Origin of the sequence: Pseudomonas sp. BW7P1 (genome assembly GCF_024981055.1) — a bacterium.
GTDB classification, from domain to species: domain Bacteria; phylum Pseudomonadota; class Gammaproteobacteria; order Pseudomonadales; family Pseudomonadaceae; genus Aquipseudomonas; species Aquipseudomonas bananamidigenes.
Genome location: NZ_CP103374.1, coordinates 5,505,987 through 5,532,879, shown reverse-complemented (window position 1 = coordinate 5,532,879; position 26,893 = coordinate 5,505,987). Strand labels below are relative to the sequence as shown.

General features: G+C 61.6%; 26 protein-coding genes. 12 read left to right on the top strand and 14 right to left on the bottom strand.

Features of this window, described 5'->3' with window-relative positions; translation table 11 throughout:
* Positions 1-2: 2 nt before the first annotated feature.
* The 9 genes from mrdA to NWV16_RS24905 all read left to right on the top strand — a co-directional run bounded on the left by mrdA (position 3) and on the right by NWV16_RS24905 (position 9,566).
* Complete coding sequence (gene mrdA / locus NWV16_RS24945) at positions 3-1,898, top strand: penicillin-binding protein 2 (RefSeq protein WP_065259589.1); 1,896 nt, start codon at positions 3-5, stop codon at positions 1,896-1,898.
* A gap of 31 nt (positions 1,899-1,929) precedes the next feature.
* Positions 1,930-3,033, top strand: a complete 1,104-nt coding sequence (rodA, locus tag NWV16_RS24940; protein WP_065259627.1) for a rod shape-determining protein RodA — start codon at positions 1,930-1,932, stop codon at positions 3,031-3,033.
* A gap of 17 nt (positions 3,034-3,050) precedes the next feature.
* The gene (mltB, locus tag NWV16_RS24935; protein WP_260521138.1) at positions 3,051-4,061 is read left to right on the top strand and encodes a lytic murein transglycosylase B; all 1,011 of its coding nucleotides are present in this window, start codon (positions 3,051-3,053) and stop codon (positions 4,059-4,061) included.
* Positions 4,061-5,071, top strand: coding sequence for a septal ring lytic transglycosylase RlpA family protein (locus NWV16_RS24930; protein ID WP_260521137.1), 1,011 nt, complete (start codon positions 4,061-4,063; stop codon positions 5,069-5,071). Before mltB ends, NWV16_RS24930 begins: the two co-directional genes overlap by 1 nt.
* A gap of 182 nt (positions 5,072-5,253) precedes the next feature.
* Positions 5,254-6,411 carry a D-alanyl-D-alanine carboxypeptidase family protein gene (locus NWV16_RS24925; protein WP_065259591.1) on the top strand — a complete coding sequence of 386 codons (1,158 nt, stop codon included), beginning with the start codon at positions 5,254-5,256 and terminating at the stop codon, positions 6,409-6,411.
* Positions 6,412-6,495: 84 nt separating this feature from the next.
* Positions 6,496-6,771, top strand: a complete 276-nt coding sequence (locus tag NWV16_RS24920; RefSeq protein WP_007958664.1) for a DUF493 domain-containing protein — start codon at positions 6,496-6,498, stop codon at positions 6,769-6,771.
* Positions 6,771-7,418: a lipoyl(octanoyl) transferase LipB gene (gene lipB / locus NWV16_RS24915; RefSeq protein WP_260521136.1), complete on the top strand. Its 648-nt coding sequence runs from the start codon at positions 6,771-6,773 to the stop codon at positions 7,416-7,418. The genes NWV16_RS24920 and lipB overlap by 1 nt, the downstream gene beginning before the upstream one ends.
* A gap of 25 nt (positions 7,419-7,443) precedes the next feature.
* Positions 7,444-8,442: a lipoyl synthase gene (lipA, locus tag NWV16_RS24910; RefSeq protein ID WP_260523585.1), complete on the top strand. Its 999-nt coding sequence runs from the start codon at positions 7,444-7,446 to the stop codon at positions 8,440-8,442.
* Positions 8,443-8,615: 173 nt separating this feature from the next.
* The gene (locus NWV16_RS24905) at positions 8,616-9,566 is read left to right on the top strand and encodes an LD-carboxypeptidase (RefSeq protein ID WP_260521135.1); all 951 of its coding nucleotides are present in this window, start codon (positions 8,616-8,618) and stop codon (positions 9,564-9,566) included.
* A 116-nt stretch (positions 9,567-9,682) separates the two neighbouring features.
* Here NWV16_RS24905 and NWV16_RS24900 read toward each other — a convergent pair whose 3' ends face one another.
* The 5 genes from NWV16_RS24900 to leuS all read right to left on the bottom strand — a co-directional run bounded on the left by NWV16_RS24900 (position 9,683) and on the right by leuS (position 15,734).
* The gene (locus tag NWV16_RS24900) at positions 9,683-11,005 is read right to left on the bottom strand and encodes a lytic murein transglycosylase (protein WP_260521134.1); all 1,323 of its coding nucleotides are present in this window, start codon (positions 11,003-11,005) and stop codon (positions 9,683-9,685) included.
* Between the two features lie 61 nt (positions 11,006-11,066).
* Positions 11,067-11,231 carry an alternative ribosome rescue factor ArfA gene (gene arfA / locus NWV16_RS24895; protein WP_065259596.1) on the bottom strand — a complete coding sequence of 55 codons (165 nt, stop codon included), beginning with the start codon at positions 11,229-11,231 and terminating at the stop codon, positions 11,067-11,069.
* Positions 11,232-11,357: 126 nt separating this feature from the next.
* Entirely contained in the window at positions 11,358-12,395 is a 1,038-nt protein-coding gene (holA, locus tag NWV16_RS24890; RefSeq protein ID WP_260521133.1) for a DNA polymerase III subunit delta, read from the bottom strand.
* 39 nt (positions 12,396-12,434) lie between these two features.
* Positions 12,435-13,040, bottom strand: coding sequence for an LPS assembly lipoprotein LptE (gene lptE, locus NWV16_RS24885; RefSeq protein WP_260521132.1), 606 nt, complete (start codon positions 13,038-13,040; stop codon positions 12,435-12,437).
* A gap of 87 nt (positions 13,041-13,127) precedes the next feature.
* On the bottom strand, positions 13,128-15,734 hold the full coding sequence (gene leuS / locus NWV16_RS24880; RefSeq protein ID WP_260521131.1) for a leucine--tRNA ligase: 2,607 nt from the start codon (positions 15,732-15,734) through the stop codon (positions 13,128-13,130).
* Between the two features lie 255 nt (positions 15,735-15,989).
* Between leuS and NWV16_RS24875 the strand changes: the two genes are divergently transcribed.
* Both NWV16_RS24875 and NWV16_RS24870 read left to right on the top strand, forming a co-directional pair.
* Entirely contained in the window at positions 15,990-16,313 is a 324-nt protein-coding gene (locus tag NWV16_RS24875; RefSeq protein ID WP_260521130.1) for a hypothetical protein, read from the top strand.
* 105 nt (positions 16,314-16,418) lie between these two features.
* A complete protein-coding gene (locus NWV16_RS24870; protein WP_065259601.1) occupies positions 16,419-17,180 on the top strand; it encodes a YdcF family protein in 762 nt (253 codons plus the stop codon).
* A gap of 96 nt (positions 17,181-17,276) precedes the next feature.
* Here NWV16_RS24870 and lnt read toward each other — a convergent pair whose 3' ends face one another.
* From lnt to miaB, 5 genes are all read right to left on the bottom strand, one after another.
* On the bottom strand, positions 17,277-18,800 hold the full coding sequence (gene lnt / locus NWV16_RS24865) for an apolipoprotein N-acyltransferase (protein WP_260523584.1): 1,524 nt from the start codon (positions 18,798-18,800) through the stop codon (positions 17,277-17,279).
* Positions 18,801-19,077: 277 nt separating this feature from the next.
* Complete coding sequence (locus tag NWV16_RS24860; RefSeq protein ID WP_007909641.1) at positions 19,078-19,917, bottom strand: HlyC/CorC family transporter; 840 nt, start codon at positions 19,915-19,917, stop codon at positions 19,078-19,080.
* A gap of 5 nt (positions 19,918-19,922) precedes the next feature.
* Complete coding sequence (ybeY, locus tag NWV16_RS24855) at positions 19,923-20,417, bottom strand: rRNA maturation RNase YbeY (RefSeq protein ID WP_260521129.1); 495 nt, start codon at positions 20,415-20,417, stop codon at positions 19,923-19,925.
* Complete coding sequence (locus NWV16_RS24850) at positions 20,410-21,414, bottom strand: PhoH family protein (RefSeq protein ID WP_065259603.1); 1,005 nt, start codon at positions 21,412-21,414, stop codon at positions 20,410-20,412. The genes ybeY and NWV16_RS24850 overlap by 8 nt, the downstream gene beginning before the upstream one ends.
* A 123-nt stretch (positions 21,415-21,537) precedes the next feature.
* Positions 21,538-22,866: a tRNA (N6-isopentenyl adenosine(37)-C2)-methylthiotransferase MiaB gene (gene miaB, locus NWV16_RS24845; RefSeq protein WP_065259604.1), complete on the bottom strand. Its 1,329-nt coding sequence runs from the start codon at positions 22,864-22,866 to the stop codon at positions 21,538-21,540.
* A gap of 134 nt (positions 22,867-23,000) precedes the next feature.
* Between miaB and NWV16_RS24840 the strand changes: the two genes are divergently transcribed.
* Entirely contained in the window at positions 23,001-23,330 is a 330-nt protein-coding gene (locus tag NWV16_RS24840) for a DUF1820 family protein (protein ID WP_007958692.1), read from the top strand.
* 17 nt (positions 23,331-23,347) lie between these two features.
* Here NWV16_RS24840 and NWV16_RS24835 read toward each other — a convergent pair whose 3' ends face one another.
* From NWV16_RS24835 to NWV16_RS24820, 4 genes are all read right to left on the bottom strand, one after another.
* Entirely contained in the window at positions 23,348-23,902 is a 555-nt protein-coding gene (locus NWV16_RS24835) for a tetratricopeptide repeat protein (protein WP_003228518.1), read from the bottom strand.
* A gap of 225 nt (positions 23,903-24,127) precedes the next feature.
* Positions 24,128-25,411 carry a glutamate-1-semialdehyde 2,1-aminomutase gene (gene hemL, locus NWV16_RS24830; RefSeq protein WP_260521128.1) on the bottom strand — a complete coding sequence of 428 codons (1,284 nt, stop codon included), beginning with the start codon at positions 25,409-25,411 and terminating at the stop codon, positions 24,128-24,130.
* A 10-nt stretch (positions 25,412-25,421) separates the two neighbouring features.
* Positions 25,422-26,045, bottom strand: a complete 624-nt coding sequence (gene thiE, locus NWV16_RS24825) for a thiamine phosphate synthase (RefSeq protein ID WP_065259606.1) — start codon at positions 26,043-26,045, stop codon at positions 25,422-25,424.
* Between the two features lie 18 nt (positions 26,046-26,063).
* Positions 26,064-26,861: a hydroxymethylpyrimidine/phosphomethylpyrimidine kinase gene (locus tag NWV16_RS24820; protein WP_260521127.1), complete on the bottom strand. Its 798-nt coding sequence runs from the start codon at positions 26,859-26,861 to the stop codon at positions 26,064-26,066.
* Positions 26,862-26,893 lie beyond the last annotated feature (32 nt).

Here is a 26,893-nt window from a genome sequence, read left to right as displayed (position 1 = left end):
TCATGTCCCAGCCGATCCGCATCAAGGACCACGAAAAAGACGCACGCCTGGTGCGTAGTCGCGTCGTGTTCGGGGCCATTGCGATCGTTGCACTGATCGGTGTGCTGATTGCCCGGCTGTATTTCCTGCAGGTCATCCAGTACGAGTACCACTCGACGCTTTCGGAAAACAATCGCGTCCATGTCCAGCCGATTCCACCGACCCGCGGCCTGATCTATGACCGCAACGGCGTGGTGGTGGCAGACAACCGTCCGAGCTTCAGCCTGAGCATGACCCGGGAACGTTCCGGCGACTGGCAGCAGGTGCTCGACGTGATCGTCGAAGTGTTGCAGTTGACGCCGGAAGACCGGGTGATCTTCGAAAAACGCATGCGTCAGGGGCGCCGGCCGTTCGAACCGGTGCCGATCCTGTTCGAGCTGACCGAAGAGCAGATCGCTCGCATCGCGGTGAACCAGTTCCGTCTGCCGGGCGTGGAAGTGGTCGCGCAGCTGGTTCGTCACTATCCGCAGGGCGCGCATTTTGCGCACTCGGTGGGTTACATGGGGCGGATCAACGAAAAAGAGCTGAAGACCCTCGATCCGGTCAACTACAGCGGCACCCACCATATCGGCAAGACCGGTATCGAGCGTTTCTACGAAGCGGAACTGCACGGTCAGGTGGGTTACGAAGAGGTCGAGACCAACGCCCGGGGGCGTGTGCTGCGGGTACTCAAGCGGACCGACCCGGTGCCGGGCAAGGACATTGTCCTGAGCCTCGACATCAAGCTGCAGGAAGCCGCCGAAGCGGCACTCGGCGGGCGACGTGGCGCGGTGGTGGCGCTGGATCCGAGCACCGGCGAAGTGCTGGCGATGGTCAGCCAGCCGAGCTTCGACCCGAACCTGTTCGTCACCGGTATCAGCTTCAAGGCTTACGCCGAGCTGCGCGACTCCATCGACCGGCCACTGTTCAACCGTGTCCTGCGTGGCCTGTACCCGCCGGGTTCGACGATCAAACCGGCGGTGGCGATTGCCGGTCTGGACGCGGGCGTGGTGACGGCGTCGAGCCGGGTGTTCGACCCGGGTTACTACATGCTGCCCAACTACGATCACAAGTACCGCAACTGGAACCGTACCGGTGACGGTTTCGTCGACCTCGACACGGCGATCATGCGCTCCAACGACACCTACTTCTATGACCTGGCCCACAAGCTCGGCATCGACCGGTTGTCGTCGTACATGAACAAGTTCGGTATCGGCCAGAAGGTCTCGCTGGACATGTTCGAAGAGTCTCCGGGCCTGATGCCGTCCCGCGAGTGGAAACGCGCCACCCGCAAGCAGGCGTGGTTCCCGGGCGAGACCCTGATCCTGGGGATCGGCCAGGGCTACATGCAATCGACGCCGCTGCAACTGGCCCAGGCCACCGCGCTGGTGGCCAACAAGGGTGTGTGGAACCGTCCGCACCTGGCCAAGACCATCGAGGGCGAAAAACCCAAGGACGAGAACCCGATGCCGGACATCGTCCTGCGCGACCCGTCGGACTGGAACAAGGTCAACCATGGCATGCAGCAGGTGATGCACGGCGCTCGCGGTACGGCGCGCAAGGCATCGATCGGCGCGCAATACCGGATCGCCGGCAAGTCGGGTACGGCCCAGGTGGTCGCGATCAAGCAGGGCGAGAAATACGACCGTTCCAAGGTCCAGGAACGCCACCGCGACCACGCCCTGTTCGTCGGTTTCGCCCCGGCCGACAACCCGAAAATCGTGGTGTCGGTGATGGTCGAGAACGGTGAATCCGGTTCCGGCGTCGCCGCGCCCGTGGTGCGTCAGGTGATGGACGCCTGGCTGCTGGATCAGGACGGACGCTTGAAGGCCGAATACGCCAGCCCAATCAGTGCGGAGGCTACGGCCCGTGAAGAATAATTTCGATCGCATGCTCTCCAGCGAGGATGTGATGCGTCGCCGCGCGACGCTGTTGCAACGCCTGCATATCGACGGCCCTTTGCTGGTCCTGCTGCTGATCCTCGCCGCCGGCAGCCTTTTCGTGCTCTATTCGGCCAGTGGCAAGAGCTGGGACCTGCTGGCCAAGCAGGCCACGTCGTTCGGCATCGGTCTGGTGTCGATGATCGTCATCGCCCAATTCGAGCCACGCTTCATGGCCCGCTGGGTGCCGCTCGGCTATGTGATCGGGGTGGTGCTGCTGATGGTGGTGGACATCATGGGCCACAACGCCATGGGCGCGACCCGCTGGATCAACATTCCAGGGGTGATCCGCTTCCAGCCATCGGAATTCATGAAGATCCTGATGCCGGCGACCATTGCCTGGTATCTGTCCAAGCGCACGTTGCCGCCGCAGCTCAAGCATGTGGGGATCAGCCTGATGTTGATCGGCGTGCCGTTCATTCTGATCGTGCGTCAGCCGGATCTGGGGACGTCGCTGCTGATTCTGGCCGGTGGTGCGTTCGTGCTGTTCATGGGCGGGCTGCGCTGGCGCTGGATCCTCAGCGTACTGGCGGCTGCCGTACCCGTGGCGATCGCCATGTGGTTCTTCATCATGCACGACTACCAGAAGCAACGGATCCTGACCTTCCTCGACCCGGAAAGCGATCCGTTGGGCACCGGCTGGAACATCATTCAGTCGAAGGCCGCCATCGGTTCCGGCGGCGTGTTTGGCAAAGGCTGGCTGCTGGGCACCCAGTCACACCTCGACTTCCTGCCGGAAAGCCACACCGACTTCATCATCGCGGTGCTGGGCGAAGAATTCGGCCTGGTGGGCATCTGCGCGCTTCTGCTGATCTATCTGCTGCTCATCGGTCGCGGTCTGGTGATTACCGCCCAGGCGCAGACGCTGTTCGGCAAGTTGCTCGCCGGTGCCTTGACCATGACTTTTTTTGTTTATGTTTTCGTCAACATCGGTATGGTCAGTGGCCTGTTGCCGGTCGTAGGGGTGCCGTTGCCGTTCATTAGCTATGGCGGAACTTCGCTGGTGACGCTGCTGTCAGCGTTTGGGGTTTTGATGTCGATTCATACGCATCGCAAGTGGATCGCACAGGTTTGAATAAGGTGAAGAGTTCAATGCAAGTAATGCGTGACTGGGCGACACGATACGCACCGTGGCTCGGCCTGGTAGGCATCCTTGGCAGCGCGCAGGAAGCGCTGGCCGGCGATTACGAAGGCTCGCCCCAGGTGGCCGAATTCGTCGGCGAAATGACCCGCGATTACGGTTTCGCCGGCGAGCAACTGATGGCGGTGTTTCGCGAGGCGCAGCGCAAGCAGGCGATTCTCGATGCCATTTCCAAACCCGCCGAGCGGGTCAAACAGTGGAAAGAATACCGGCCGATGTTCATTACCGACGCGCGGATTGCCCGCGGTGTGGACTTCTGGCGTCAACACGAAGCGGTCCTGGCCCGCGCCGAGCAGGAATACGGCGTTCCGGCCCAGGTGATCGTGTCGATTATCGGCGTTGAGACCTTTTTCGGACGTAATACCGGCAATTACCGGGTGATCGATGCGTTGTCCACGCTGGGATTCGACTATCCTCCCCGTGCCGAATTCTTCCGCAAGGAGTTGCGTGAGTTTTTGCTGCTGGCCCGCGAAGAGCAGGTCGACCCGTTGACCCTCAAGGGTTCCTACGCCGGGGCGATGGGCCTGCCGCAATTCATGCCGAGCAGCTTCCGCGCCTACGCGGTGGATTTCGACGGTGACGGACACATCAATATCTGGAACAACCCGGATGATGCGATCGGCAGCGTCGCCAGCTACTTCAAGCGTCACGGCTGGGTGGCCGGCGAGCCGGTGGTCAGTCGTGCCGATGTGCGCGGCGAACAGGTGGATGAAGGCCTGACCGCCGGCATCGAACCGACGAAAACCGTCGGAGAGTTGCGAGCGCTGGGCTGGTCAAGTCATGATGCGCTGCGCGATGATATGCCGGTTACTGCATTTCGCCTGGAAGGCGACAACGGTCCGGAATACTGGATGGGCCTGAAGAATTTCTACGCGATCACGCGTTATAACCGCAGCGTGATGTACGCCATGGCCGTGCATCAACTGTCTGAAGAGCTGGTAAAAGCACGGGGCGTCAAGTAATGCAGGCATGGCCTATCAACAAACCCCTGAAACTGGTGGCATTCGCCGCGTTGGCGATCATGGTCGCCAGTTGCTCGACCAGTCGTGCGCCCACCCAGAAATACGCCTCCAACACCGTTCGTGCCCAGCCGGGTCTGGACATCAACCGGGCCCACAAGGACGGTGCGCCATGGTGGGACGTCGATGTGTCGCGCATCCCGGATGCCACGCCGACCCTGCACACCGGTCCGTACAAGGCCAACCCCTACACCGTGCTGGGCAAGACCTACTTCCCGTTGCAGGATTCCAAGACCTACGTGGCCTCGGGCACGGCGTCCTGGTATGGCACCAAGTTTCATGGGCAGAACACCGCCAACGGCGAAGTCTATGACCTGTACGGCATGAGTGCCGCCCACAAGACCTTGCCACTGCCCAGTTACGTTCGTGTGACCAACCTGGACAACAACAAGAGCGTGATCCTGCGGGTCAACGACCGTGGACCGTTCTATTCGGACCGGATCATCGACCTGTCCTATGCGGCTGCGAAGAAACTCGGCTATGCCGAAATCGGCACCGCGCGCGTCAAGGTCGAGGGTATCGACCCGCAACAATGGTGGGCCGCCAGGGGCCGTCCGGCGCCTTTGATGCTCAACGAGCCACAAGTCGCGCAGAATAATGCGCCGGTGATCACGGCTTCGGCGGGCACCATCGAGCAGTGGACGCCACCGCCGCAGCAACATGCCTCCGACACTGTACCTGTACAGATCGGCGCAAAAAAAAACGCTTCTGCGCCAGCGTCTGGCCAGTATCTGCAGGTGGGCGCGTTCGCCAACCCGGACGCTGCAGAACTCCTGAGGTCGAAGCTCAGCGGGATGGTGAGCGCTCCGGTGTTCATCAGCTCGATCGTGCGCAATCAGCAGACCCTGCACCGGGTACGCCTGGGACCGATCGGTTCGCCGGGTGAAATCGCCCAGGTGCAGAACAGCGTGCGCCTGGCCAATCTTGGTTCGCCAAGTGTGGTCACCGAGTAAACGTAGGACTTGATTGACGGTTCACCAGCGATTGGGGGGTGAACCAGGTTGTTGGCTCGTCGAAGAACAAAAGCCCGGCAAAGGGTGACTGGAGTGAGCAACTGAACACGCGATGACTCGTTAGAAAGTCATCTGATTAGTTTTGCCTTCGGGCAGTTTCCATTAGCGATTTCGAGAGACGGATGAACATCACCACCTTTGCCAAACGCCTGTGCCTGCTAGTCCCGCTGCTCCTCTCGCCAGCCGCCTTCGCGGCCGAGATGATGCCGTCGCCACCTCAACTGGCCGCAAAGGCCTATGTGCTCATGGACGCCAGCAGCGGCAACGTGCTGGTGGAGAACAACGGTGACCAGCGTCTGCCACCGGCCAGCCTGACCAAGCTGATGACCGCGTACATCGCCACGCTGGAAATCCGTCGTGGCCAGATCGGTGAAAACGATCCGGTAACCGTCAGCGAAAACGCCTGGCGCACCGGCGGTTCGCGGATGTTCATCAAGGTCGGCTCGCAAGTGACCGTCAGCGACCTGCTGCACGGCATCATCATCCAGTCCGGCAACGACGCCAGCGTCGCGGTGGCCGAGCACATCGCCGGCAGCGAAGACGCCTTCGCCGACCTGATGAACAAGACGGTCGCCGATCTGGGCATGACCAATACCCACTTCATGAACCCGACCGGTCTGCCGAACCCCGAGCACTACTCGTCGGCGCACGACATGGCGATCCTGGCGCGCGCGATCATTCACGAAGATCCGGCTCACTACGCGATCTACTCGCAGAAAGAGTTCTTCTGGAACGGCATCAAGCAGCCTAACCGCAACCTGCTGCTGTGGCGCGACAAGACCGTCGACGGTCTGAAAACCGGTCACACCGACGAAGCCGGCTACTGCATGGTGTCCTCGGCCGTACGTGACGGCATGCGTCTGATCGCCGTGGTGTTCGGCACCAACAGCGAAGTGGCCCGTGCCGCCGAGACCCAGAAGCTGCTGACCTACGGTTTCCGCTTCTTCGAAACCCAGACCTTCTATCAGAAGGGCACCGAACTGGCTCAGGCCCCGGTGTGGAAAGGCACCACCAGCCAGGTCAAGGCCGGTCTGGCTGAAGATCTGACCATGACCCTGCCGAAAGGCCAGCTGAAGAAGCTCGCTGCCAGCATGACCATGAACCCGCAACTGACCGCGCCAATCGCCAAGGGCGACGTGATCGGTAAAGTCGAAGTGAAGCTGGACGACAAGGTGGTGCACAGCGCCGACCTGATCGCCCTCGACGCTGTCGAGGAGGGTGGTATCTTCCGCCGCATGTGGGATAGCATCCGTCTATTCTTCTACGGCTTGTTCAACTGATACGAGTTGACCTGCAGGGCCCCGTTCCCCTCCGGAGCGGGGCCTTGTTCGTTACCGGGCTTACGCTTTAGAGGCCGTTACGCCATGACCGATACCGAAGTAAAGGCGCCAAAGATCGAATTTCCGCAGGTTGATTATCCGGTTAAGGTGATCAGCGACACGGGCGTCGGCAACAAAGACAAGATCATCGACATCGTCAAGAAGCACGCGAAGATCAACGATGAGCGTGTGGACGAGCGTCAGAGCAGCAACGGCAAGTACACCACCATCCAGTTGCACATTGTCGCGACCGACCAGGATCAGCTGTACAACATCAACAGCGAACTGCGGGCGACCGGCTTCGTACACATGGTGTTGTGATGCCGGGCACGCTGGGCTTTCGCGAACTTGGCCAGATGGCTTACGAGCCGGTCTGGCATGCCATGCAACGCTTTACCAACGAGCGCGGCAGTGATGCCGCCGACGAAATCTGGCTCGTCGAACACCCGCCGGTATTCACTCAGGGCCAGGCCGGCAAGGCCGAACATCTGTTGCTGCCGGGAGATATCCCGGTGGTGCAGGTCGACCGCGGCGGGCAGGTGACTTACCATGGTCCGGGCCAGCTGGTGGCCTACCTGCTGCTGGATGTGCGCCGGCTGGGTTTCGGTGTGCGGGATCTGGTCAGCCGCATGGAGCGGTGCCTGATCGAACTGCTGGCCAGCTACGGCGTCACCGCCGTGGCCAAACCTGATGCTCCCGGCGTCTATGTCGACGGAGCGAAAATCGCTTCTCTGGGTTTGCGGATTCGCCACGGTTGTTCCTTTCATGGCCTGGCCCTGAACGTGGATATGAACCTGGAGCCGTTTCGACGGATTAATCCCTGCGGCTATGCCGGGCTGGCGATGACCCAGCTGAGCGATCACGCAGGATCGATTGAATTTGCCGAGGTAAGTGCCCGGCTGCGCGCGCAGCTCGTCAAACACCTCGACTATGCTGAGCAGACGACCCTGACGGGCGGAATCGACTGATATGACTACTGATGCAGTGCAAACCATGAACCCGACGCTCGACGTGACCGAGCGCCCGGCCCCGCGTCCCAAGGTTGAAGCCGGCGTCAAGCTGCGCGGCGCCGAGAAGGTTGCACGCATTCCGGTGAAAATCATTCCGACCACCGAACTGCCGAAGAAACCCGACTGGATCCGCGTGCGCATCCCGGTTTCGCCGGAAGTCGAGCGCATCAAGAGCCTGCTGCGCAAGCACAAGCTGCACAGCGTCTGCGAAGAAGCATCCTGCCCGAACCTGGGCGAATGTTTCTCCGGTGGCACCGCGACCTTCATGATCATGGGTGACATCTGCACTCGTCGCTGCCCGTTCTGCGACGTCGGCCATGGTCGCCCGAAGCCGCTGGACGTCAACGAGCCGGAAAGCCTGGCCATCGCCATCGCCGACCTGAAACTCAAGTACGTGGTGATCACCTCGGTGGACCGCGACGACCTGCGTGACGGCGGTGCCCAGCACTTTGCCGACTGCATCCGTGAAATCCGCAAATTGTCGCCGAACGTACAGCTCGAGACGCTGGTTCCGGACTACCGTGGCCGCATGGACATCGCCCTGGAAATCACCGCGGCCGAGCCGCCGGATGTGTTCAACCACAACCTGGAAACCGTGCCGCGCCTGTACAAGGCCGCGCGTCCGGGTTCGGACTACCAGTGGTCGCTGACCCTGCTGCAGCGCTTCAAGCAGATGATGCCGCACATTCCGACCAAGTCCGGCCTGATGCTGGGTCTGGGCGAGACCGATGACGAAGTCATCGAAGTGATGAAGCGCATGCGCGAACACGACATCGACATGCTGACCCTGGGCCAGTACCTGCAACCGTCCCGCAGCCATTTGCCGGTGCAGCGTTTCGTACACCCGGACACCTTCGCCTGGTTCGCCGAGGAAGGTTACAGGATGGGCTTCAAGAACGTCGCTTCCGGCCCGTTGGTACGCTCTTCGTACCACGCCGACGAGCAGGCGAAACTGGTCAAGGCCGAGCTGCTCGGTTCCTGATTCAGCGCTGAATACGAAAATGCCCGCCGGGTTGAACGTCCGGCGGGCATTTTTTTGCCCGGCTTACACTCGTCAGTGACTTTTCCCGCAATCTGCGGCGCAGCTGAGCCCCTTCAGTTTGTCGCCGTTCCTGACTACTGTGTGTGCATGACCGCACACAGGGAGATCCATGGATGACCGTTCGACCCACCCACACCCTTCTTCCGCACAAGCCTGTGCCGGCGCTGCCGGCGGAAGGACTGATAGGCGTCATCGCGCCAGCAGGTCCGGGTGCGCTGGATACTGAAAAGGCCATTCAGTGGATGCGCACCCGGGGTTACGGTTTGCGGGTGTTTCCGGGTGTCTACGAAAAGGATGGCTATCTGGCCGGCAGCGATGAGGTGCGTCTGAATGATCTGCATGCCGCGTTCGCTGACGAAGAGGTCGATGCCATCATTTGTCTGCGGGGCGGTTACGGTACGCCAAGGCTGCTGGACCGGATCGACTACGATCTGCTGGCACGCCATGCCAAGCCCTTCGTCGGCTACAGCGACATCACCGCACTGCACCTGGCCATCAGCCGCTACGCCGGGTTCGTGACCTTTCACGGGCCACTGTTGAATGCCGACCTGCTGGGGGACAAGGAACCTCCGACGGTGACGTCGTTCTTCGCCATGCTGCGCGGTCAAATGAAAGCTGGCAGCGTACTGAGTCATCCGGTGGCGTATCCACTGACCACGGTCGAACCCGGCGTCGCTCACGGGCGTCTGCTGGGTGGCAATCTGGCGATGATCGCATCGACCTTGGGCACGCCTTACGAAATCGATGTCGAGGGCGCGATTCTGCTCATCGAGGATGTCAACGAGCCGCTGTATCGCATCGACCGCTTGCTGACCCAGATGCGTCTGGCCGGCAAGCTGTCCAGATTGCGCGGGGTGCTCGTCGGGGATATTGCGGGAGTGGATGTGGACGCTCTGAATCGCCTGCTCAAACAGACCTTTGAGCCACTGCGCATTCCGGTGCTGTCAGGTTGGCGCAGCGGCCATTGCGATCCGAATCTGACCCTGCCTCTGGGGGCGCTGGTTCGGCTGGATGCGGGGAAGAAGGAGTTGATGCTGGAACAGGATCTGGTGATCAAGGCATAGAAACTGATCGCCCGATAGCCAGTCATCGCGGGCAAGCTTGCTCCTACAGTTTTCAGGTTGTACGCAGAATTGCGATCACCTCTAAACCTGTGGGAGCGGGCTTGCCCGCGATGCTTTTACTGGTTACGCAAGCTTTCCAGCAACTTGTGCGTCGGATAACCATCCGCCGGCCAGCCAAATGATTGCTGCGCACTGCGGATCGCCTTGCGGGTATTGGCGCCAATGATGCCGTCAGCTGTGCCCGCGTCGTAGTTGCGCGCGGTCAGCAGGTTCTGCAGCTCGATGCGCTCGGTACGGCTCAGCGGCAGATCATCCTTCGGCCAGGTGCCGTTGATCAGGCCTGCGCCGTTGAAGCGCTCGGACAACAGGCTGACGGCCAGGGCATAGGACGACGAGTTGTTGTACTTGAGGATCGCGCGAAAGTTGTCGAGGATCAGGAACGCCGGGCCACGATAGCCGGCCGGCAGCAGCAGGGCCGCCGACAATTGCTCGGAGCCGGCGGGTGCCTGGCCACCGTTGGGCAGGATCACACCCAGCTGTCGCCATTCGGCGACGCTCTTGCGAATTGCGCCATCTGCCAGGGTGTAATTGAAACCGCTCGGCAGTTGCACCTCGAAGCCCCATGGCTGGCCGCGTTGCCAGCCGGAGCTTTGCAGGTAGTGCGCGGTGGATGCCAGTGCGTCAGCCGGGCTACCCCAGATATCGCGGCGACCGTCACCGTCGAAATCCACCGCGTGGGTATTGTAGGTGGTCGGGATGAACTGGGTCTGGCCCATGGCGCCGGCCCAGGAGCCGAGCATTTTCTCAGGTGTGATATCGCCCTGTTGCAGGATCTGCAGGGCTGCGATCAGTTGCGCATGGGCAAAAGCCGGGCGGCGACCTTCGTAGGCCAGGGTCGCCAGTGAATTGATCACCGACTTGGTGCCCTGGAACTGGCCGAAATTGCTTTCCATGCCCCATACCGATACCAGCGCCTGACGATCGACACCATAGCGTTGCTCGATGCGTTGCAGGATATCGGCGTACTGGTTGATCAGCGCCTGGCCTTTGCGCACTCGCAGCGGCGACAGGGCGCCATCGAGGTATTCCCATACCGGCCGGGCGAATTCCGGCTGGCTGCGATCGGCACGAATCACACTTGCGTCAAAGCTGACATTGGCAAAGGCGCGATCGAACACGTCGGGGCGGATACCGGCGGCCAGGGCGTCCTTGCGGAAACCTGCCTGCCACTCGGCGAACGTCTGGGTCGGTTGCAGGTCGAGGTCGTCGCCCGATGGCACTACCGGCGGGACGATGGCAGGTGCCGTGGCAGCGGGGGCGGCCTGAAGCGGTTGCGCGTCGGCGGCGGTGGGTTTTTCCGCGCAGGCGACAAGCAGAATGAAACTTGTGGCAGCGATCAGCTGGCGAACGGGCCAGCGACGGGAAAGACTGAGGGGCATGCACAGGTCCAGGGGATACGAATCAGGTGCAGACCTTACCATGAGGAGGGGGTGCTGCGCTTCAGGCGGCCAGAAAACAAGAAGCCTCCCAGCTGTCAGACTGGAAGGCTTCGCGGCGGTAGCTGCCTTTACCCTTGGAGGGGCGTTCCTGGCGGCTGCGGAACAGGGGTTGGGCGATGATGGACTTGGCCTTGTTGTGGCCATGTTTCGATGGCTTCTTGCTCATGAGGTTCTCGCGAGTGGGTGGGTTTTGCGCGGCAAATGATCTGCCGATGCGGGGCGTTTGTCCATAGGACCGAAGGCGGCAGGTTCTGTAGGAAATGCGGGATCGCACACAGGGCGATCCCGAATTTCATTCGGCGGGTAATGTCAGGCGTTGACCTGCCATCAACAATGCCAGTCGACTCAGGCTCATCCACGGCGAACCGGTCGCCTGTCCCTTGATCTGGGCATCGATGCGCTGGGCTTCCAGCAACAATTGCGCCCAGCGTGGCGCCGAGTAGCGTTGCAGGGCCTTGCTCATCAGCGGCTTGCGCTTGTCCCAGACCGGTGGTTTTGCCTGGCTGAAACACTTGTCCAGCGGCGTGCCCTGGCTGTATTGCAGGGAAATGTTGGCCAGCAGGCGCAACTCCCGGGCCAGGGCCCAGAGAATCACCGGCGGTTCGACCCCTTCACCGCGCAGCCCTTCGAGCATGCGCAGCGCGTGAGCGGGTTCGCCGTTGAGTACCGCGTCGGTCAGGCCGAACACGTCGAAGCGCGCACTGTCGGCCACGGCCGCCTGCACGGTTTCGAGGGTGATCTGCCCGTCCTCGGCCATCAGCTTGAGCTTTTCGATTTCCTGCGCGGCAGCCAGCAGGTTGCCTTCGACCCGCGCGGCGATCAGTTCCACTGCATCCTGGGTGGCCGACAGTCCGGCCTGGGAAAGGCGCTGACGAATCCAGCTCGGCAGCTGATTGGCATCCACCGGCCAGATCTGGATGAACTGGGTCTGCTGACCCTCGACCAGTGCCTTGCCCCACTTGGTCTTCTGCGCGCTGCCGTCCAGCTTGGGCAGGCTGATCAGCAGCACCGTGTCCTCTGCGGGGCGCGAGCAATATTCGATCAGTGCGGCTGCGCCCTTGTCACCAGGCTTGCCGGAAGGCAGGCGCAGTTCCAACAGGCGCTTTTCAGCGAACAGCGACATGCTGGCGCCGGCCAGCAGCAGTGTACCCCAATCGAAATTGGCGTCGGCGGCGAACACCTGGCGTTCATCGAAACCTTGTTGACGGGCAGCGGACCGAATGGCGTCGGCCGCTTCCTGGCACAGCAGCGGGTCATCGCCGCTGATGATATAGACCGGCGCGAGAACACCTTGCAGGTGTTTGCCGAGTTGGGCGGGAGCGAGCTTCATAAGAAAGGACGAACGGGGCGCCTGAGCGCCCCGGACTTCTTATTGCTGCGGCAGTTCGAGCGGAGACTGCTGCGGCGTTTCCGCTTCAGCCTTCTGCGCCGCTTCCAGAGCGTCGGCTTCAGCCTTGGCCCGTGCATTGGCGGTTTGCTGCAAGGCATCCAGCTGAGCCGGCGTCAGTTGCTGCAGACGCAGCATCATGCGCTGTACCAGTTCGCGGCGGGTTTCACGGCGAGCATCGTTGGCTTCCTGATCGGAGCCCACCAGGTTGTTGCCGTCATGGATGAACACTTTTTGCACTTCAAGCTTGTCGCTTTTGAGCAGCAGGTTGTTTTCGCCACGGATGTCGTAATTGAGCACGGTGCTTACCTGATACTCGCCCGTACGGCCGGCACCGGCGTAGCTGAGGATGCGCTGGTTTTCCTGCTCATTGGCCAGGTACAGCTTGTATGGCGCACCGGAGACGATCCTGACGCCGCTGGCCTCCAGCAGCTGACGCAGTTGCGTCACGGTTTCGCCGTAGGCGTTGCGGGCGCTCAGATCGAGTTCCTTGATCGTCAGTTCGGTGGTGCCGGTACCGCGCAGCTGGAAACCGCAGGCGCTCAACAGGACCGCGAGGCCCATCACCAGCAAGTTGCGTTTGATCATTGTGTTGCTCCCCTTGAAACCATGTGGGCCGGCTCTACGGCCCGAAAGGTTTTACAGGGCGCCAGGCAAGCCCGGCGCCCGATCCAATTAGCTGGCGACGATATTGACCAGTTTCCCGGGCACTACGATCACTTTGCGGATAGTCAGGCCATCGACGAAGCGCAGCACGTTTTCATTGGCTCGTGCGGCGGCTTCGATTTCTTCACGGGTGGCGGCGGCCGGCATTTCGATCTGGCCGCGCAGTTTGCCGTTGACCTGGATGACCAGGGTCAGGCTGTCCTGCACCAGTGCGCTTTCATCGACCACAGGCCAGCCGGCGTCGATCACCGGGTCAGCGTGGCCCAGGCGGTTCCACAGCTCATGGCTGATGTGCGGCGTGATCGGAGCCAGCAGCAGGGTCACGGCTTCGAGGCCCTCGTGGACCAGTGCTCGATCCTGCTCGGTGGCCTGGGCGGCTTTCTCAAGCACGTTCATCAGCGTCATCACCTGGGCGATGGCAGTGTTGAATTTGTGGTTCTGGCCGACGTCGTGGCTGGCCTGCTTGATGGCCTGGTGAGTCGCGCGGCGAACGGCTTTCTGCTCGTCGCTCAGGCCGGCGATGTCCAGTTTGCCCGGGAGGCCCTGAATCACGTGCGCCTGAGCCAGGCGCCAGACGCGCTTGAGGAAGCGGTGCGCACCTTCGACGCCGGAGTCGGACCACGCCGCGCTCATGTCAGGTGGCGAGGCAAACATCATGAACAGACGGCAGGTGTCCGCGCCGAACTGGTCGATCATCGATTGCGGGTCGACGCCGTTGTTCTTCGATTTGGCCATCTTCTCGGTGCCGCCGATTTCCACCGGCAGGCCGTCGGTTTTCAGTCTGGCACTGGTTACGTTGCCTTTGCTGTCGCGTTCCAGGTCCACGTCCGCCGGGTTGAACCAGGTGTAGGCGCCGTTGGCTTCGCGACGATAATAGGTCTCGGCGATCACCATGCCCTGGGTCAGCAGGTTCTTGAACGGCTCGTTGGAGCTCACCAGGCCTTCGTCGCGCATCAGCTTGTGGAAGAAGCGCGCATAAAGCAGGTGGAGAATGGCGTGTTCGATACCGCCGATGTACTGATCCACCGGCAGCCAGTGGTCGGCTGCGGATTTTTCCACCAGGCCGCCTTCGAAGTGCGGAGAAGCGTAACGGGCGTAGTACCAGGACGACTCGACGAAAGTGTCCATGGTGTCGGTTTCACGTTTGGCAGGCTGGCCGCATTTCGGACAGTTGCATTCGTAGAACTCGGGCATGCGCGCCAGCGGCGAACCGGCACCGTCCGGTACCACGTCTTCCGGCAACACGACCGGCAACTGGTCTTCCGGCACCGGCACGTCACCGCAGGCATCGCAGTGGATGATCGGGATCGGGCAACCCCAGTAGCGCTGACGGCTGATGCCCCAGTCGCGCAGGCGGAACTGGGTGCGCGAGGCGCCGAGGTTTTTCTTGATCAGGGCGACTTCCATGGCGTCGAACGCGCCGGCGAAGTCCAGGCCGTCGAACTCGCCGGAGTTGATCAGCGTGCCATGTTCTCCGTAGGCGTCCTGCCATGGCGCAGGGTTGGTGTCACCGGAACTGGTGCGCACCACGGATTTGACCGGCAGGTTGTACTTGTGGGCGAACTCGAAATCGCGCTCGTCGTGAGCCGGCACAGCCATGACCGCGCCATCGCCGTAGTGCATCAGCACATAGTTGGCGACCCACACCGGCAGTTTTTCACCGGTCAGCGGGTGCTCGACGAACAGGCCGGTCGGCAGGCCTTTCTTCTCTTGAGTGGCGACGTCGGCTTCGGCAACGCTGCCGCCCTTGCATTCGGCGATGAAGGCTTGCAGCTCAGGGTTGTTCTTCGCGGCGAGGGCGGCCAGGTGATGCTCGGCAGCCACGGCAACATACGTTGCGCCCATCAGGGTGTCCGGACGGGTGGTGAAGACTTTCAGGGTGCCGCTTTCGCCGATCGAGTCGACGTTGTACGGGAACTGCACTTCCATCCCGCGGGACTTGCCGATCCAGTTGCGCTGCATGGTCTTGACCTGTTCCGGCCAGCCATCCAGTTCATCGAGACTCTCCAGCAGCTCATCCGCATAAGCGGTGATCTTGAAGTAGTACATCGGGATTTCGCGCTTTTCGATCAGCGCGCCGGAGCGCCAGCCGCGACCGTCGATCACCTGTTCGTTGGCCAGAACGGTCTGGTCGATCGGGTCCCAGTTCACGGTACCGTTCTTGCGGTAGATCACGCCTTTTTCGAACAGGCGGGTGAACAGCCATTGTTCCCAGCGGTAGTATTCCGGCTTGCAAGTGGTGACTTCGCGTGTCCAGTCCACCGCCAGGCCCAGGCTGCGCAGCTGGGATTTCATGTAGGCGATGTTTTCGTAGGTCCACTTGGCCGGGGCCACATTGTTCTTCATCGCGGCGTTTTCCGCCGGCATGCCGAAGGCGTCCCAACCCATCGGTTGCAGTACGTTCTTGCCCAGCATGCGCTGGTAGCGGGAGATCACGTCACCGATGGTGTAGTTGCGCACGTGCCCCATGTGTAGCTTGCCGCTGGGGTAAGGGAACATCGACAGGCAGTAGTAAGTCTCCTTGCCTGGCTGTTCACTGACTTCAAAGGACTTTTGCTCGTCCCAGAAAGACTGGGCGGCGGCTTCGATTTCACGGGGCTGATATTGTTCGTGCATGGCTACTTTTGTACTGGATAGGGGGTGGCCTAATCCTCTTCAATGCGACATCCGGAGCGGGCCGGACGGGCTGGAAGTGGAGTTACAGGAAGCGCCGTAGCATACATGACCGCGCTTGGCCTAGGGAAACCCTGATTGCAGCCGTTTGACCCGCTGAAATCGCGGCGAGGGCCGTTGGTCGCGGCGCGCAGCCGGTTTGTGCAGCGAAGCTAAGCTCTAACTGGGGAGTGAGTCTTATCTTCAATGAGGTGAGGGATGGTGGAGTCACGGCAAAGAAACATAACCAAACCCGAGTTGTACGAGCGGTTGATCGATCGTCTGGGCATGGCCCTGGACGCTGCGAAAACCGCTGGACGGCTGCGCGACGAGCGTCCCCTGGAGCTGGAATTGCGTGGCTTGAGCCCCGCCGAGTTCAATCTGGTCAAGGCCTATCTGGATCGCAGTGAGCGTGAATCCCACGGATACCTGTCACAGGCAGTGAAGCAACTCGATGCAGTCCACTCGGCCAAGGTCATCTGGCTCAAGGACAAGGCGCCCGGCAAAGATCCCGTCAAGGTCCGTACCCTGCAGGCCAAGTAAACCCGTGGCAGGTCAAGAAACGGATCTTTTTCAACGAGATCCGCACCTGCCGGTTGTCGCGCTGTATCAACCCACTTAGGCTTCGGGCATCTTTGGAGATGCCCGATGCCTTTTCGCTATTTCATTAAACAACTGTTGTTGCCGCCCGGCGTTCTCTTGCTGCTGTTGCTCGTCGCCTGGTGGTTGCGGCGTTCACGGCCGCGACTGGCCGGATTGTGTTTTGCCTTGGGTTTTGGCGGGTTCTGGCTGATGAGCCTGCCGGTGGTCGTGCAATGGGGCGCCAAGGCGCTGGAACGTGAGCCGCCACTGGCCCGGGAAGCGTGGACAAGCCTGGCGCAACGTGCCGACGCGATTGTGGTGCTGGGCTCCGGACGTGAGCGCGGTGATCTGGCCTGGGGTGAGGATCAACCGACCGGCGTCGGGCTCGAACGGCAGCGTTATGCGGCACGCCTGGCCAAGGCGTCAGGCCTGCCGGTTCTGACCAGCGGTGGCCTGCATTACGGAACGCCGCCGACCGAAGCGAAACTGATGGCCGATTCGTTGCGCGATGATTTCGGCGTGACGGTGAAATGGCAGGAGGGTGAAAGCCGTACTACGTGGGAGAACGCCGAGTACAGCGCCAGGGTGCTGTTGCCGGAAGGGGTCAAACGTATCGTGCTGGTGACCCAGGCCTGGCACATGCCGCGTGCCGTGTGGAGTTATCAACAGGCCGGATTCGAAGTGGTGCCGGCGCCGGTCGGCTTTCTCGGTACCGACAATGCGCGACCTTTCGGTGGCTGGCTGCCGGAGTTCAAGTCGATCTGGCAGAGCGGGCAATTGATGAACGAGGCGGTGGGGCAAGTCGGTTACTCGTTGTTCTACCGTTGAACAGACTTGTGGCGAGAGCGGTTGCTCCCGCTGCTCTGACGACTGCTGCGCAGCCGAGCGGGAGCAAGCTCCCTCGCCACGGCGACCGTTGTTGCTTCAGAGGGTCTTGGACATCCGGTTGGTCATCAGCGCCCAGCCAAACAGCACCACGCACAGGATGATCAGCGGCCACGAGCGCCACTGCAGATACGGCGTCAGGTCGTGCATCGGCACCACCTCGCCATACAGCACGCCTTGTTCGAACTGCGGAATGCGTTCGGTGATCTGGCCGAACGGGTTGATCAGGCCGGTCACGCCGTTGTTGGTGGCGCGAATCATCCAGCGTCCGGCTTCAAGCGCACGCATCTGCGCCATTTGCAGGTGTTGCAGCGGGCCGATGGAGGTGCCGAACCAGGTGTCGTTGCTGATGGTCAGCAGCAGATCGCTGTGTGCGGCCAGGCCTGCTGCGAACTCCGGATACACCACTTCATAGCAGATGAACGGCGCAATCTGATAACCCTTGGCCTGCAACAGCGGCTGTTCGGCCGGTCCGCGGGCGAAATCGGACATCGGCAGATCGAAGAACGCGATCAGCCCGCGCAACAGATCCTGCAGCGGTACGTATTCGCCGAACGGCACCAGTTTCTGTTTCAGATAGGTGCCATCACCTTCGCCGACCACGGTGATGCCGTTGAAGAAGCGTTTTTCGTGGCGAACGGTCTGGCGGATCGGTACGCCGGTGATCAGTGCCGACTTACGCTCGGCGGCAAAGGTGCCCATCATGTTCAGGTAGCCCTCGGCGGACTCCTTGAGCACCGGGACGGCGGTTTCCGGCCAGATCAGCAGATCCACCGGTTTCGAACGGAAACTCAGGTCACGGTACAGTGCCAGTTGCGCGTTGAGCTGTGCCGGGTCCCATTTCATGCTTTGCTCGACGTTGCCCTGAATCGCGGCAACAGTCAGTGGTGCGCCGGAAGGGCTGGTCCAGGCATGGCCCTTCAAGGCGATGCCCGCCGCCCAAGGGCCGACCAGCAGCACCAGCCCGGCGGCGATAAAGCCTTTGCGACCGGTCTGCAGCAGACGTGGTGCGTTGTAGATCAGCGCAGCAGTCAGTGCCAGCACGAACGACACCAGCCACATCCCGCCCACCGGCGCGAGCCCGGCCAGCGGGCCATCGAGCTGGCTGTAACCGGAATATAGCCACGGGAAACCGGTGAGGAACCAGCCGCGAAACGCTTCCTGGCCAACCCACAACGCCGCGAACGCCAGGGCATCGGCCAGCGGCGCCTCGTTGCGACGCAACCAGCGCGCCCACAGCCACGCGGGCAGGGCGAAGAACCAGGCAATGGCCGCCGTGAAGATCAGCATCAGGAACCCGGCCAGCAGCACCGAAGCGCCGCCGAAATGGTGGATGCTGTAGTAGATCCAGCTGGTGCCGGCGCCGAACAGGCCGAAACCGAAGCACCAGCCCCGGCCAAGTGCCTGGCGCGGGCTCAGTTCGCGCAGGCCGGCATAGAACAGGCCGACCGCCAGCAATGCAAGCGGCCAGAGATCGAACGGCGCCAGCGCGAAGGTGGTGATTGCGCCGGCCGCCACGGCCAGCAGGTTACCGGGCCAGCCGGGGCGGGTTGTCCAGCGCAGGGGGTATGTCATCAGCTATTTCCTGTATCGCGCCGGGTCTGCTGTTACGCAGGGCAAGGCGCGAGGAGTGAAGTTTGGTTTTTCAAATGAACGACGAGTAACGCAGCCCTGCGTAACAGCAGGCCCGGCCCTGCGGGTTACGCCTGAAAGCGGGCCATGCTGCGTTGCAGTCCTTGGAAAGGGAATGCCATTCCCTACGGACTGCGCCTTGCCTGGCCCGCTTTCAGGCGTAACGCGATGCAGGAAATAGCTGATGACATACCCCAATCCTTAATGTTTACCGGGCGATTGGCGTCAGTCGCAGCAAGTGAATCCGACGGCTGTCGGCGTTCAGGATGCGGAAACGATAGGCGCCGATTTCAGTGATTTCGTTGCGTTTTGGCAAGTGCCCGAACGCGCTCATCACCAGCCCGCCGACGGTGTCGAACTCGTCGTCTGAGAATTCGCTGTCGAAGAACTCGTTGAAGTTCTCGATCGGCGTCAGGGCCTTGATCAGGAAATCACCGCTGGGCAGCGGCTTGATGTAACTGTCCTCTTCGACGTCGTGCTCGTCTTCGATGTCGCCGACGATTTGCTCGAGCACGTCTTCGATGGTCACCAGACCGGCCACGCCGCCGTATTCGTCGATGACGATGGCCATGTGGTTATGGTTGGCGCGGAATTCACGCAGCAACACGTTCAGACGCTTGGACTCCGGCACGAACGTGGCCGGGCGCAGCAGGTCCTTGATGTTGAAGCTGTCGCCGTTCTCCTTGAGGATCAGCGGCAGCAGATCCTTGGCCAGCAGCACGCCCATCACGTCGTCATGGCTTTCGCCGATGACCGGGTAGCGCGAGTGGGCCGAATCGACCACGGCGGGGAGGAATTCGCGGGGTGTCTGGGTCGCCTTGATGCTGATCATCTGCGAGCGCGGCACCATGATGTCGCGCACCTGCAGGTCAGCCACCTGGATGGCGCCTTCGACGATGGCCAGCGCTTCGCTGTCCAGCAGTTTGTTCTGATGTGCATCGCGCAGCAGCTCCAGCAGCTCCTGGCGGTTCTTCGGCTCGTGGGCAAAAGCCTGGGTCAGTTTACCCAGCCAGGACTTCTGCCCGTTGCTCGATCGATCTTCGCTCATAGCGATTACTCTGAATCCTTTGTTGTAACGATAGGAGATGTTTCGGTTTCGTCGTCCGCGTACGGATCGGGATAACCCAGTTCGGCCAGCAATTCGCGTTCCAGTGCTTCCATTTCCTCGGCTTCCTCGTCCTCTATATGGTCGTAACCAAGCAGATGCAAGCAGCCGTGAATGACCAGATGTGCCCAATGGGCATCGAGTGCCTTGCCCTGTTCGGCCGCTTCGCGTTCGACCACGGCCACGCAGATCACCAGATCGCCCAGCAACGGGATGTCGAGAAACTCGTCGGGTACCTCGGCGGGAAAGGACAGGACGTTGGTCGCGTAATCCTTGTGACGCCAGGTGTGATTCAGTTCCCGGCCTTCCTGTTCGTCGACCAGGCGAATGGTCATTTCCGAGTCGGCGGTGCGCTGGCGCAGGGCCAGTTCGCACCATCGGCGAAATTCGGCTTCGGTCGGCGCAGACGCTTCGGTCGCGATTTGCAGGTCAAGCTCAAGCATCGTGGCGAGTGTCCTTTGGCGCTGTATCAACCGCACGCGTCTCGAAGCGCTCGTAGGCTTCGACGATGCGCTGCACCAATGGATGGCGCACCACGTCCTTGGGCTGGAAGTGGGTGAAGCTGATGCCCGGCACATCCTTCAGGACTTCGATCACATGATGAAGGCCGGACTTGGTGCCGCGCGGCAAGTCGACCTGAGTGATGTCGCCCGTGATTACCGCCGTGGAGCCGAAACCGATCCGGGTCAGGAACATCTTCATCTGCTCGATGGTGGTGTTCTGACTCTCGTCGAGAATGATGAAGCTGTTGTTCAGTGTGCGACCGCGCATGTAGGCCAGCGGCGCGACTTCGATCACCTGGCGTTCGATCAGCTTGGCCACGTATTCGAAGCCGAGCATCTCGTAGAGCGCGTCGTAGAGCGGTCGCAGGTACGGGTCGATCTTCTGCGACAGGTCGCCGGGCAGGAAGCCGAGTTTCTCACCCGCTTCGACCGCCGGACGCACCAGCAGGATGCGACGGATCTGCTCGCGCTCCAGAGCATCCACGGCGCAGGCCACGGCCAGATAGGTCTTGCCGGTACCGGCCGGGCCGATGCCGAAGTTGATGTCGTTGCCGAGGATTTCCTTCACATAGCGCAGCTGATTCAGGCCGCGGGGGCGAATCATGCCTTTCTTGGTGCGCAGGGCGACGGAGGCTTCGGCGGGAGCGTGGTTGTCCAGTTGCTCGACGGCCGACTCCTGGAGGAACAGGTGAACCGTATCCGGTGACAGCTCTGAACCCTTGGTTTCCCGGTACAGGCGACGAATCAGGTTTTCCGCGGAAGTGGTGTGTTTGGGTTCGCCGATCAGCTCGAACTGATTGCCGCGATTGCGGATCTCGATGGCCAGGCGCTGTTCGATAAGGCGCAGGTGCTCGTCGAACTGCCCGCACAGGTTGGCGAAGCGGCGAGCCTCAAAAGGCTCGAGGATGAAACGATGAGGTTCTATGGGTGCGTTCAAGGTCGTATTTAGCCGCCCTGGGGCAATTGGGATGAAATCAAGGATAACGCCAGTGGCGTGGGTGCGAAAGCTCTTAAAAAGCCTGGCACCGATTCAGCCCTCTGGCGCGGTCTCCTTGCGGTGTCACTGAATCAACGAGCCGCGCAGCGAGTGTGGTTGTGCCGAATCGATGTGCACGTCGGCGAACTGTCCGATCAGGGTCGGATTGTCGCAGCGGAAGTTGACGATACGATTATTCTCGGTACGCCCTTGCAGCTCGCCGGGGTCTTTCTTCGAATAGTCGGTTACCAGAATCCGCTGAATCGAGCCGACCATTTGTCGGCTGATCTCGAAGCCTTGCTGATTCAAACGGTGCTGCAAGGCGTTCAAGCGTTCTTTCTTCAGTTCTTCCGGGGTGTCGTCGGCCAGGTCGGCAGCCGGGGTGCCAGGGCGCTGGCTGTAGACAAACGAGTAGGAAAAGTCGAAACCGACGTCCGCAATCAGCTTCATGGTCTGTTCGAAGTCTTTCTCGGTTTCCCCCGGGAAGCCGACAATGAAGTCCGAGCTGATGCAGATGCCCGGTACGGCGGCGCGCAGTTTGCGCAGTTTGGACTTGTACTCCAGTGCCGTGTGGTTGCGTTTCATCGCCGCCAGGATCCGGTCCGAACCGGATTGCACCGGCAAGTGCAGGTGCTTGACCAGCTCCGGAACCTCGGCGTGAGCCTGGATCAGACTGTCGGAGAACTCCAGCGGGTGCGAGGTGGTGTAGCGGATGCGGTCGATGCCGTCGACAGCGGCCACGACGCGGATCAGTTCGGCCAGGTCCGCCAGGCGCCCGTCGTGGGTCAGGCCGCGATAGCCGTTGACGTTCTGCCCCAGCAGGGTCACTTCACGCACGCCGTTCTCGGCCAGGTGGATGATTTCGGCAATCACGTCGTCGAATGGCCGGCTGACTTCTTCGCCGCGGGTGTAAGGCACCACGCAGAACGTGCAGTACTTGCTGCAGCCTTCCATCACCGACACGTAGGCGCTCGGGCCGTCGATGCGAGGCTCGGGCAGGTGGTCGAACTTTTCGATTTCCGGGAACGAGACGTCGACTTGCGGCAGCTTGCTGATGCGCGCAGCGTCGATCATTTCCGGCAGACGGTGCAGGGTCTGCGGGCCGAACACCACGTCGACGTACGGGGCGCGATCACGGATCGCCGCGCCTTCCTGGCTGGCCACGCAACCGCCGACGGCGATCACCATCTCCGGGTTGGCCAGTTTCAGTTCGCGCCAGCGGCCGAGCTGGGAATACACCCGGTCCTGGGCGCGTTCGCGGATCGAACAGGTGTTGAGCAGAATAACGTCGGCGTCTTCGGCGCGCGCGGTGACTTCCAGGGCCTGGTGTTCGCCCAGCAGATCGACCATGCGCGAGCTGTCGTACTCGTTCATCTGGCAACCGTGGGTTTCGATATAAAGCTTCTTGGCCATGGAATAGGGTCGTCACGTGGTTCAAAGAACCGCGCATTATAGGGAACATGTCCCCAGGTTCCTACCGTTGCGCGTCCGGCGGCTATGCTATAGTTCGCGCCCTCATTTTTACCCCGATGTGTTGTCCGCCCGCCATGACCAAACGCGAAGCTCCAATCTACAAGGTGATTTTCCTCAACCAGGGCCAGGTGTTCGAAATGTACGCCAAGCAGATTTATCAGAGTGATCTGTGGGGCTTTCTGGAAGTGGAAGAGTTCGTCTTTGGCGAGCGCACTCAGGTGGTCGTCGACCCGAGCGAAGAGAAGCTCAAGGCTCAGTTCGAAGGCGTGGTGCGCAGCTTTGTGCCGATGCATTCGATCGTGCGCATCGACGAAGTGGAGCGTCTCGGTACGCCGAAAATCAGCGAAGCCCGCGGCGGTGTTGGCAATGTGATGCCGTTCCCGGTACCGATGCCCGAGAAGTAAGCGGGGCGGGAAAGGCGTTAAGGCAGGGGCGAGAACGGCGTACGCCCGTCGGCGCTCTGCAGTTCCATCAGGTATTTACGGAAAATTTGCCCCAGGACCTGGGTTGCGGTCTCGAGATCTTCGCGGGACATCTTTTCAGAGACTTCGTCAGCAGTGTCGAGCGCATCTTCGGCGCCGTTGACCGCGGCCATCTTCAGCACGATGTAAGCCTGAATGTTGTTGGCCTGCACGCCTTCACCGTGGAAGAACATGGTGCCGAGCTTGAATTGCGCCTGGGCGTGGCCTTGCAGCGAGGCCTTTTCGAAATAGCTCAGGGCTTGATTGAGGTCGCGCGGCGCATTCTTGCCGTCGTAGTAAAACTCACCCAACTCGTATTGCGCTTGCGCATCCCCTTCATCCGCTGCCTTTTGGCAGGCGGCGAGGGCCTGCGTGACATCTTGCGGCTGAGTATTGAGGGTGCAGCGACCCATCGCCGGGATCAACAACGAGTTGCCGCCTGCCTGTGCATGTGCGAGCAGCGGCTGAAGGAGCAACAGGCAGCCCAAGGCAAGGGTGCGGCCGGTGCGGTTCATGGGAATCGACTTACCTCTGAAGGGCGCGCGGACCCGTCGAGGGATCCAATAAGCGCGCATTATGAAATAAGCAGGGGCCACCTTACAAAGTCTTTACTCGATTTTCTGCTGTGTGGGGCATAGATCACCCGGTTTGCGGGAGATTGTTGGCAGAAGCGTCGGAGAAAACGCTGGAATGTAGGTTAAAGCTGACGCTGGCAATGGCCAACGTCAGCGATCAAGCCATTACTTCAGTTTGGCGAACGCGCGCTCGGCAGCATCGAGGGTCAGTTTCAGCTCCGCTTCGCCGTGGGCGATCGAGGTGAAACCGGCTTCGAATGCGCTCGGAGCGAGGTACACGCCACCCTCGAGCATCAGGTGGAAGAAGCGGCCGAACAGCGCTGCATCGCTGGCCATCACGTCTTCGAAAGTCACAATGTCGTCAGCGCCGCTGAAGTACAGACCGAACATGCCGCCGGCCTGGGTGGTCACGAAGGGAATGCCCGCCGCGTCGGCGCGCTGTTGCAAGCCGTCGAGCAGGCGAGTGGTGTAGTCGGTCAGCTCGGTGTGGAAACCCGGACGGCTGATCAGGCGCAGGGTGGTCAGGCCGGCGGCCATCGCCAGCGGGTTGCCCGACAGCGTGCCCGCCTGATAGACCGGGCCCAGTGGCGCGATGCGCTCCATGATCGAACGCTTGCCGCCGAAGCAGCCGACCGGCATGCCGCCGCCGATGATCTTGCCGAAGGTGGTCAGGTCCGGAGTCACGCCGTAGTGAGCCTGGGCGCCGCCGAGGGCGACACGGAAACCGGTCATCACTTCGTCGAAAATCAGCACCACGCCGTGTTTGTCGCACAGCGAGCGCAGGCCTTCGAGGAAACCCGGCGCCGGCGGCACGCAGTTCATGTTGCCGGCCACCGGCTCGACGATGATGCACGCCACGTCCTGGCCGACCTCGGCGAGCATTTTCTCAACGGCGTCGATGTCGTTGAACGGCAGGGTCAGGGTGTGTTTGGCGAAGGCGGCCGGTACACCAGCCGAGCTAGGCACGCCCTGGGTCAGGGCGCCGGAACCGGCCTTGACCAGCAGGCTGTCGGAGTGACCGTGGTAGCAGCCTTCGAACTTGATGATGCTGTCACGGCCTGTGAAGCCACGGGCCAGGCGGATCGCACTCATGGTCGCTTCGGTGCCGGAGCTGACCATGCGCACCATTTCCATCGACGGGACCAGCGAGCAGACCAGATCGGCCATCTCGGTTTCCATCGCGGTCGGCGCGCCGTAGGACAGGCCGTGCTGCAGCTGGTCACGCACGGCGTCCAGCACCTCGGGATGGCTGTGGCCGAGGATCATCGGGCCCCAGGAACCGACGTAATCCACGTAACGCTTGTTGTCTTCGTCGGTGACATAGGCACCTTCGGCGTGCTTGAAGAACAGCGGAGTGCCGCCAACGCTCCTGAACGCGCGAACCGGCGAGTTCACGCCACCGGGAATGTGTTTCTGGGCATTGGCAAACAAGGTTTCGGAACGAGACATGATCGGGCTCTCAGACTTTTAGTAATTCGTTGAATGCGCGGGCGCGGCGGGTGACTTCGGCGGTGCTGTCGGCGCCGAACAGGCCATGGACCACGGCCAGCAGATCGACGCCGTGGGCCACCAGCGGCGCGGCGTTGTCGAGGGTGATGCCGCCAATCGCGCAGATCGGCAGGTGCAGCGTCTGGCGGGCCTGATCGAGCAGGTCGAGGCTGCAGGTCGGTGCGCCGGGTTTGGTATTGGAATTGAAGAAGCGACCGAAGGCGACGTAGCTCGCGCCTTCTTTGACAGCCTGTTCGGCCAGTTCAAGCCGGGCGTGGCAGGTCGAACCGATGATCGCTTTGGAACCGAGCAGGGCGCGGGTCGGTGAGAGCGGGCCGTCGGTCTGGCCCAGGTGTACGCCGACGTTCAGGCGCGCGGCCAGTTCGGCGTCATCGTTGATGATCAACCGGGTCTTGTAGCGCTCGCACAGATCACGCAAGGCCTCGGCCTCACGCAGGCGGCGGGCTTCGTCGCTGCTCTTGTCGCGGTACTGCAGCAGGGTGACGCCGCCTTCCAGCGCGGCTTCCACATACGGCAGGAACTTGCCGGCCAGCAACGGACCGTCGGTAATGGCGTACAGGCCACGTAGTTTCATCAGGCACACCTCACGACATTACGAGCAGAAATCCAGCGGCAGGCGACGCGGTACGAACTGGCCTTTGCCCAGTCGTTCGGCATCGCGCAGGGTGCGCCAGGTGTAATCCAGCGCGGTACGCACGGCGCTGGCGAGGTTTTCGCCCTGAGCCAGTCGACCGGCGAGCGTGCTGGCGAGGGTGCAGCCGGAGCCGTGATAGCTGCCCGGCAGGCGCTGGCACTTGAAGGTTTCGCGCAGGCCGTCCCGGCTGTACAGGCGATTGTGGATTTCGGTTTCGTCGCCGTGGCCGCCGGTGATCAGCAGATTTTTGATGAACGGCAACAGTTTTTCAGCGCACTCGTCCGCGGTACCTTCTGGCAGTTCGGCGAGGATCCGGGCTTCGGGAAGGTTGGGGGTGGCAATGATCGATAGCGGCAGCAAGCGTTCGCGCATGGCGTAGCCGACCTCGTCCTTGCCCAGGCGTCCGCCGCCGCCGGCGCGCAGCACCGGGTCGCAAACTACAGGCAAGTGTGGGTGCGCCTGGAGCAGCTCGACAACGGTGTCGACCATTTCCAGGGAACCGAGCATGCCCAGCTTCACAGCCGCAACGTCGGAGTCGTTGAGCACGGCATTGGCCTGGGCCAGTACCCACTCACGGTCGAGGACGCGAAAGTCAGTGACGTTGACGGTGTCTTGCACGGTCAGGGCGGTGACGGCCGGAGCCGCATGGCAACCCTGAGCGAGCAGGGCTTCGATATCTGCCTGCAGGCCGGCGCCACCACTGGGGTCGTGGCCGGAGAGACAGAGGACAACGGGGCGGGAGCTGTAGATATTCATGGTGCGCGAGCTTACCACCAAACCTGTTTTTC

What these genes read in the sequence shown, in the direction of transcription:
- miaB (WP_065259604.1), bottom strand. Translation starts at nt 22,866, where the DNA reads ATGGCCAAGAAGCTTTATATCGAAACCCACGGTTGCCAGATGAACGAG.
- arfA (WP_065259596.1), bottom strand. Translation starts at nt 11,231, where the DNA reads ATGAGCAAGAAGCCATCGAAACATGGCCACAACAAGGCCAAGTCCATC.
- NWV16_RS24905 (WP_260521135.1), top strand. Translation starts at nt 8,616, where the DNA reads ATGACCGTTCGACCCACCCACACCCTTCTTCCGCACAAGCCTGTGCCG.
- lipB (WP_260521136.1), top strand. Translation starts at nt 6,771, where the DNA reads ATGCCGGGCACGCTGGGCTTTCGCGAACTTGGCCAGATGGCTTACGAG.
- NWV16_RS24860 (WP_007909641.1), bottom strand. Translation starts at nt 19,917, where the DNA reads ATGAGCGAAGATCGATCGAGCAACGGGCAGAAGTCCTGGCTGGGTAAA.
- NWV16_RS24900 (WP_260521134.1), bottom strand. Translation starts at nt 11,005, where the DNA reads ATGCCCCTCAGTCTTTCCCGTCGCTGGCCCGTTCGCCAGCTGATCGCT.
- hemL (WP_260521128.1), bottom strand. Translation starts at nt 25,411, where the DNA reads ATGTCTCGTTCCGAAACCTTGTTTGCCAATGCCCAGAAACACATTCCC.
- NWV16_RS24820 (WP_260521127.1), bottom strand. Translation starts at nt 26,861, where the DNA reads ATGAATATCTACAGCTCCCGCCCCGTTGTCCTCTGTCTCTCCGGCCAC.
- NWV16_RS24925 (WP_065259591.1), top strand. Translation starts at nt 5,254, where the DNA reads ATGAACATCACCACCTTTGCCAAACGCCTGTGCCTGCTAGTCCCGCTG.
- thiE (WP_065259606.1), bottom strand. Translation starts at nt 26,045, where the DNA reads ATGAAACTACGTGGCCTGTACGCCATTACCGACGGTCCGTTGCTGGCC.
- holA (WP_260521133.1), bottom strand. Translation starts at nt 12,395, where the DNA reads ATGAAGCTCGCTCCCGCCCAACTCGGCAAACACCTGCAAGGTGTTCTC.
- mrdA (WP_065259589.1), top strand. Translation starts at nt 3, where the DNA reads ATGTCCCAGCCGATCCGCATCAAGGACCACGAAAAAGACGCACGCCTG.
- NWV16_RS24840 (WP_007958692.1), top strand. Translation starts at nt 23,001, where the DNA reads ATGACCAAACGCGAAGCTCCAATCTACAAGGTGATTTTCCTCAACCAG.
- lipA (WP_260523585.1), top strand. Translation starts at nt 7,444, where the DNA reads ATGAACCCGACGCTCGACGTGACCGAGCGCCCGGCCCCGCGTCCCAAG.
- NWV16_RS24870 (WP_065259601.1), top strand. Translation starts at nt 16,419, where the DNA reads ATGCCTTTTCGCTATTTCATTAAACAACTGTTGTTGCCGCCCGGCGTT.
- NWV16_RS24920 (WP_007958664.1), top strand. Translation starts at nt 6,496, where the DNA reads ATGACCGATACCGAAGTAAAGGCGCCAAAGATCGAATTTCCGCAGGTT.
- NWV16_RS24835 (WP_003228518.1), bottom strand. Translation starts at nt 23,902, where the DNA reads ATGAACCGCACCGGCCGCACCCTTGCCTTGGGCTGCCTGTTGCTCCTT.
- NWV16_RS24930 (WP_260521137.1), top strand. Translation starts at nt 4,061, where the DNA reads ATGCAGGCATGGCCTATCAACAAACCCCTGAAACTGGTGGCATTCGCC.
- rodA (WP_065259627.1), top strand. Translation starts at nt 1,930, where the DNA reads ATGCGTCGCCGCGCGACGCTGTTGCAACGCCTGCATATCGACGGCCCT.
- leuS (WP_260521131.1), bottom strand. Translation starts at nt 15,734, where the DNA reads ATGCACGAACAATATCAGCCCCGTGAAATCGAAGCCGCCGCCCAGTCT.
- mltB (WP_260521138.1), top strand. Translation starts at nt 3,051, where the DNA reads ATGCAAGTAATGCGTGACTGGGCGACACGATACGCACCGTGGCTCGGC.
- ybeY (WP_260521129.1), bottom strand. Translation starts at nt 20,417, where the DNA reads ATGCTTGAGCTTGACCTGCAAATCGCGACCGAAGCGTCTGCGCCGACC.
- lptE (WP_260521132.1), bottom strand. Translation starts at nt 13,040, where the DNA reads ATGATCAAACGCAACTTGCTGGTGATGGGCCTCGCGGTCCTGTTGAGC.
- NWV16_RS24875 (WP_260521130.1), top strand. Translation starts at nt 15,990, where the DNA reads ATGGTGGAGTCACGGCAAAGAAACATAACCAAACCCGAGTTGTACGAG.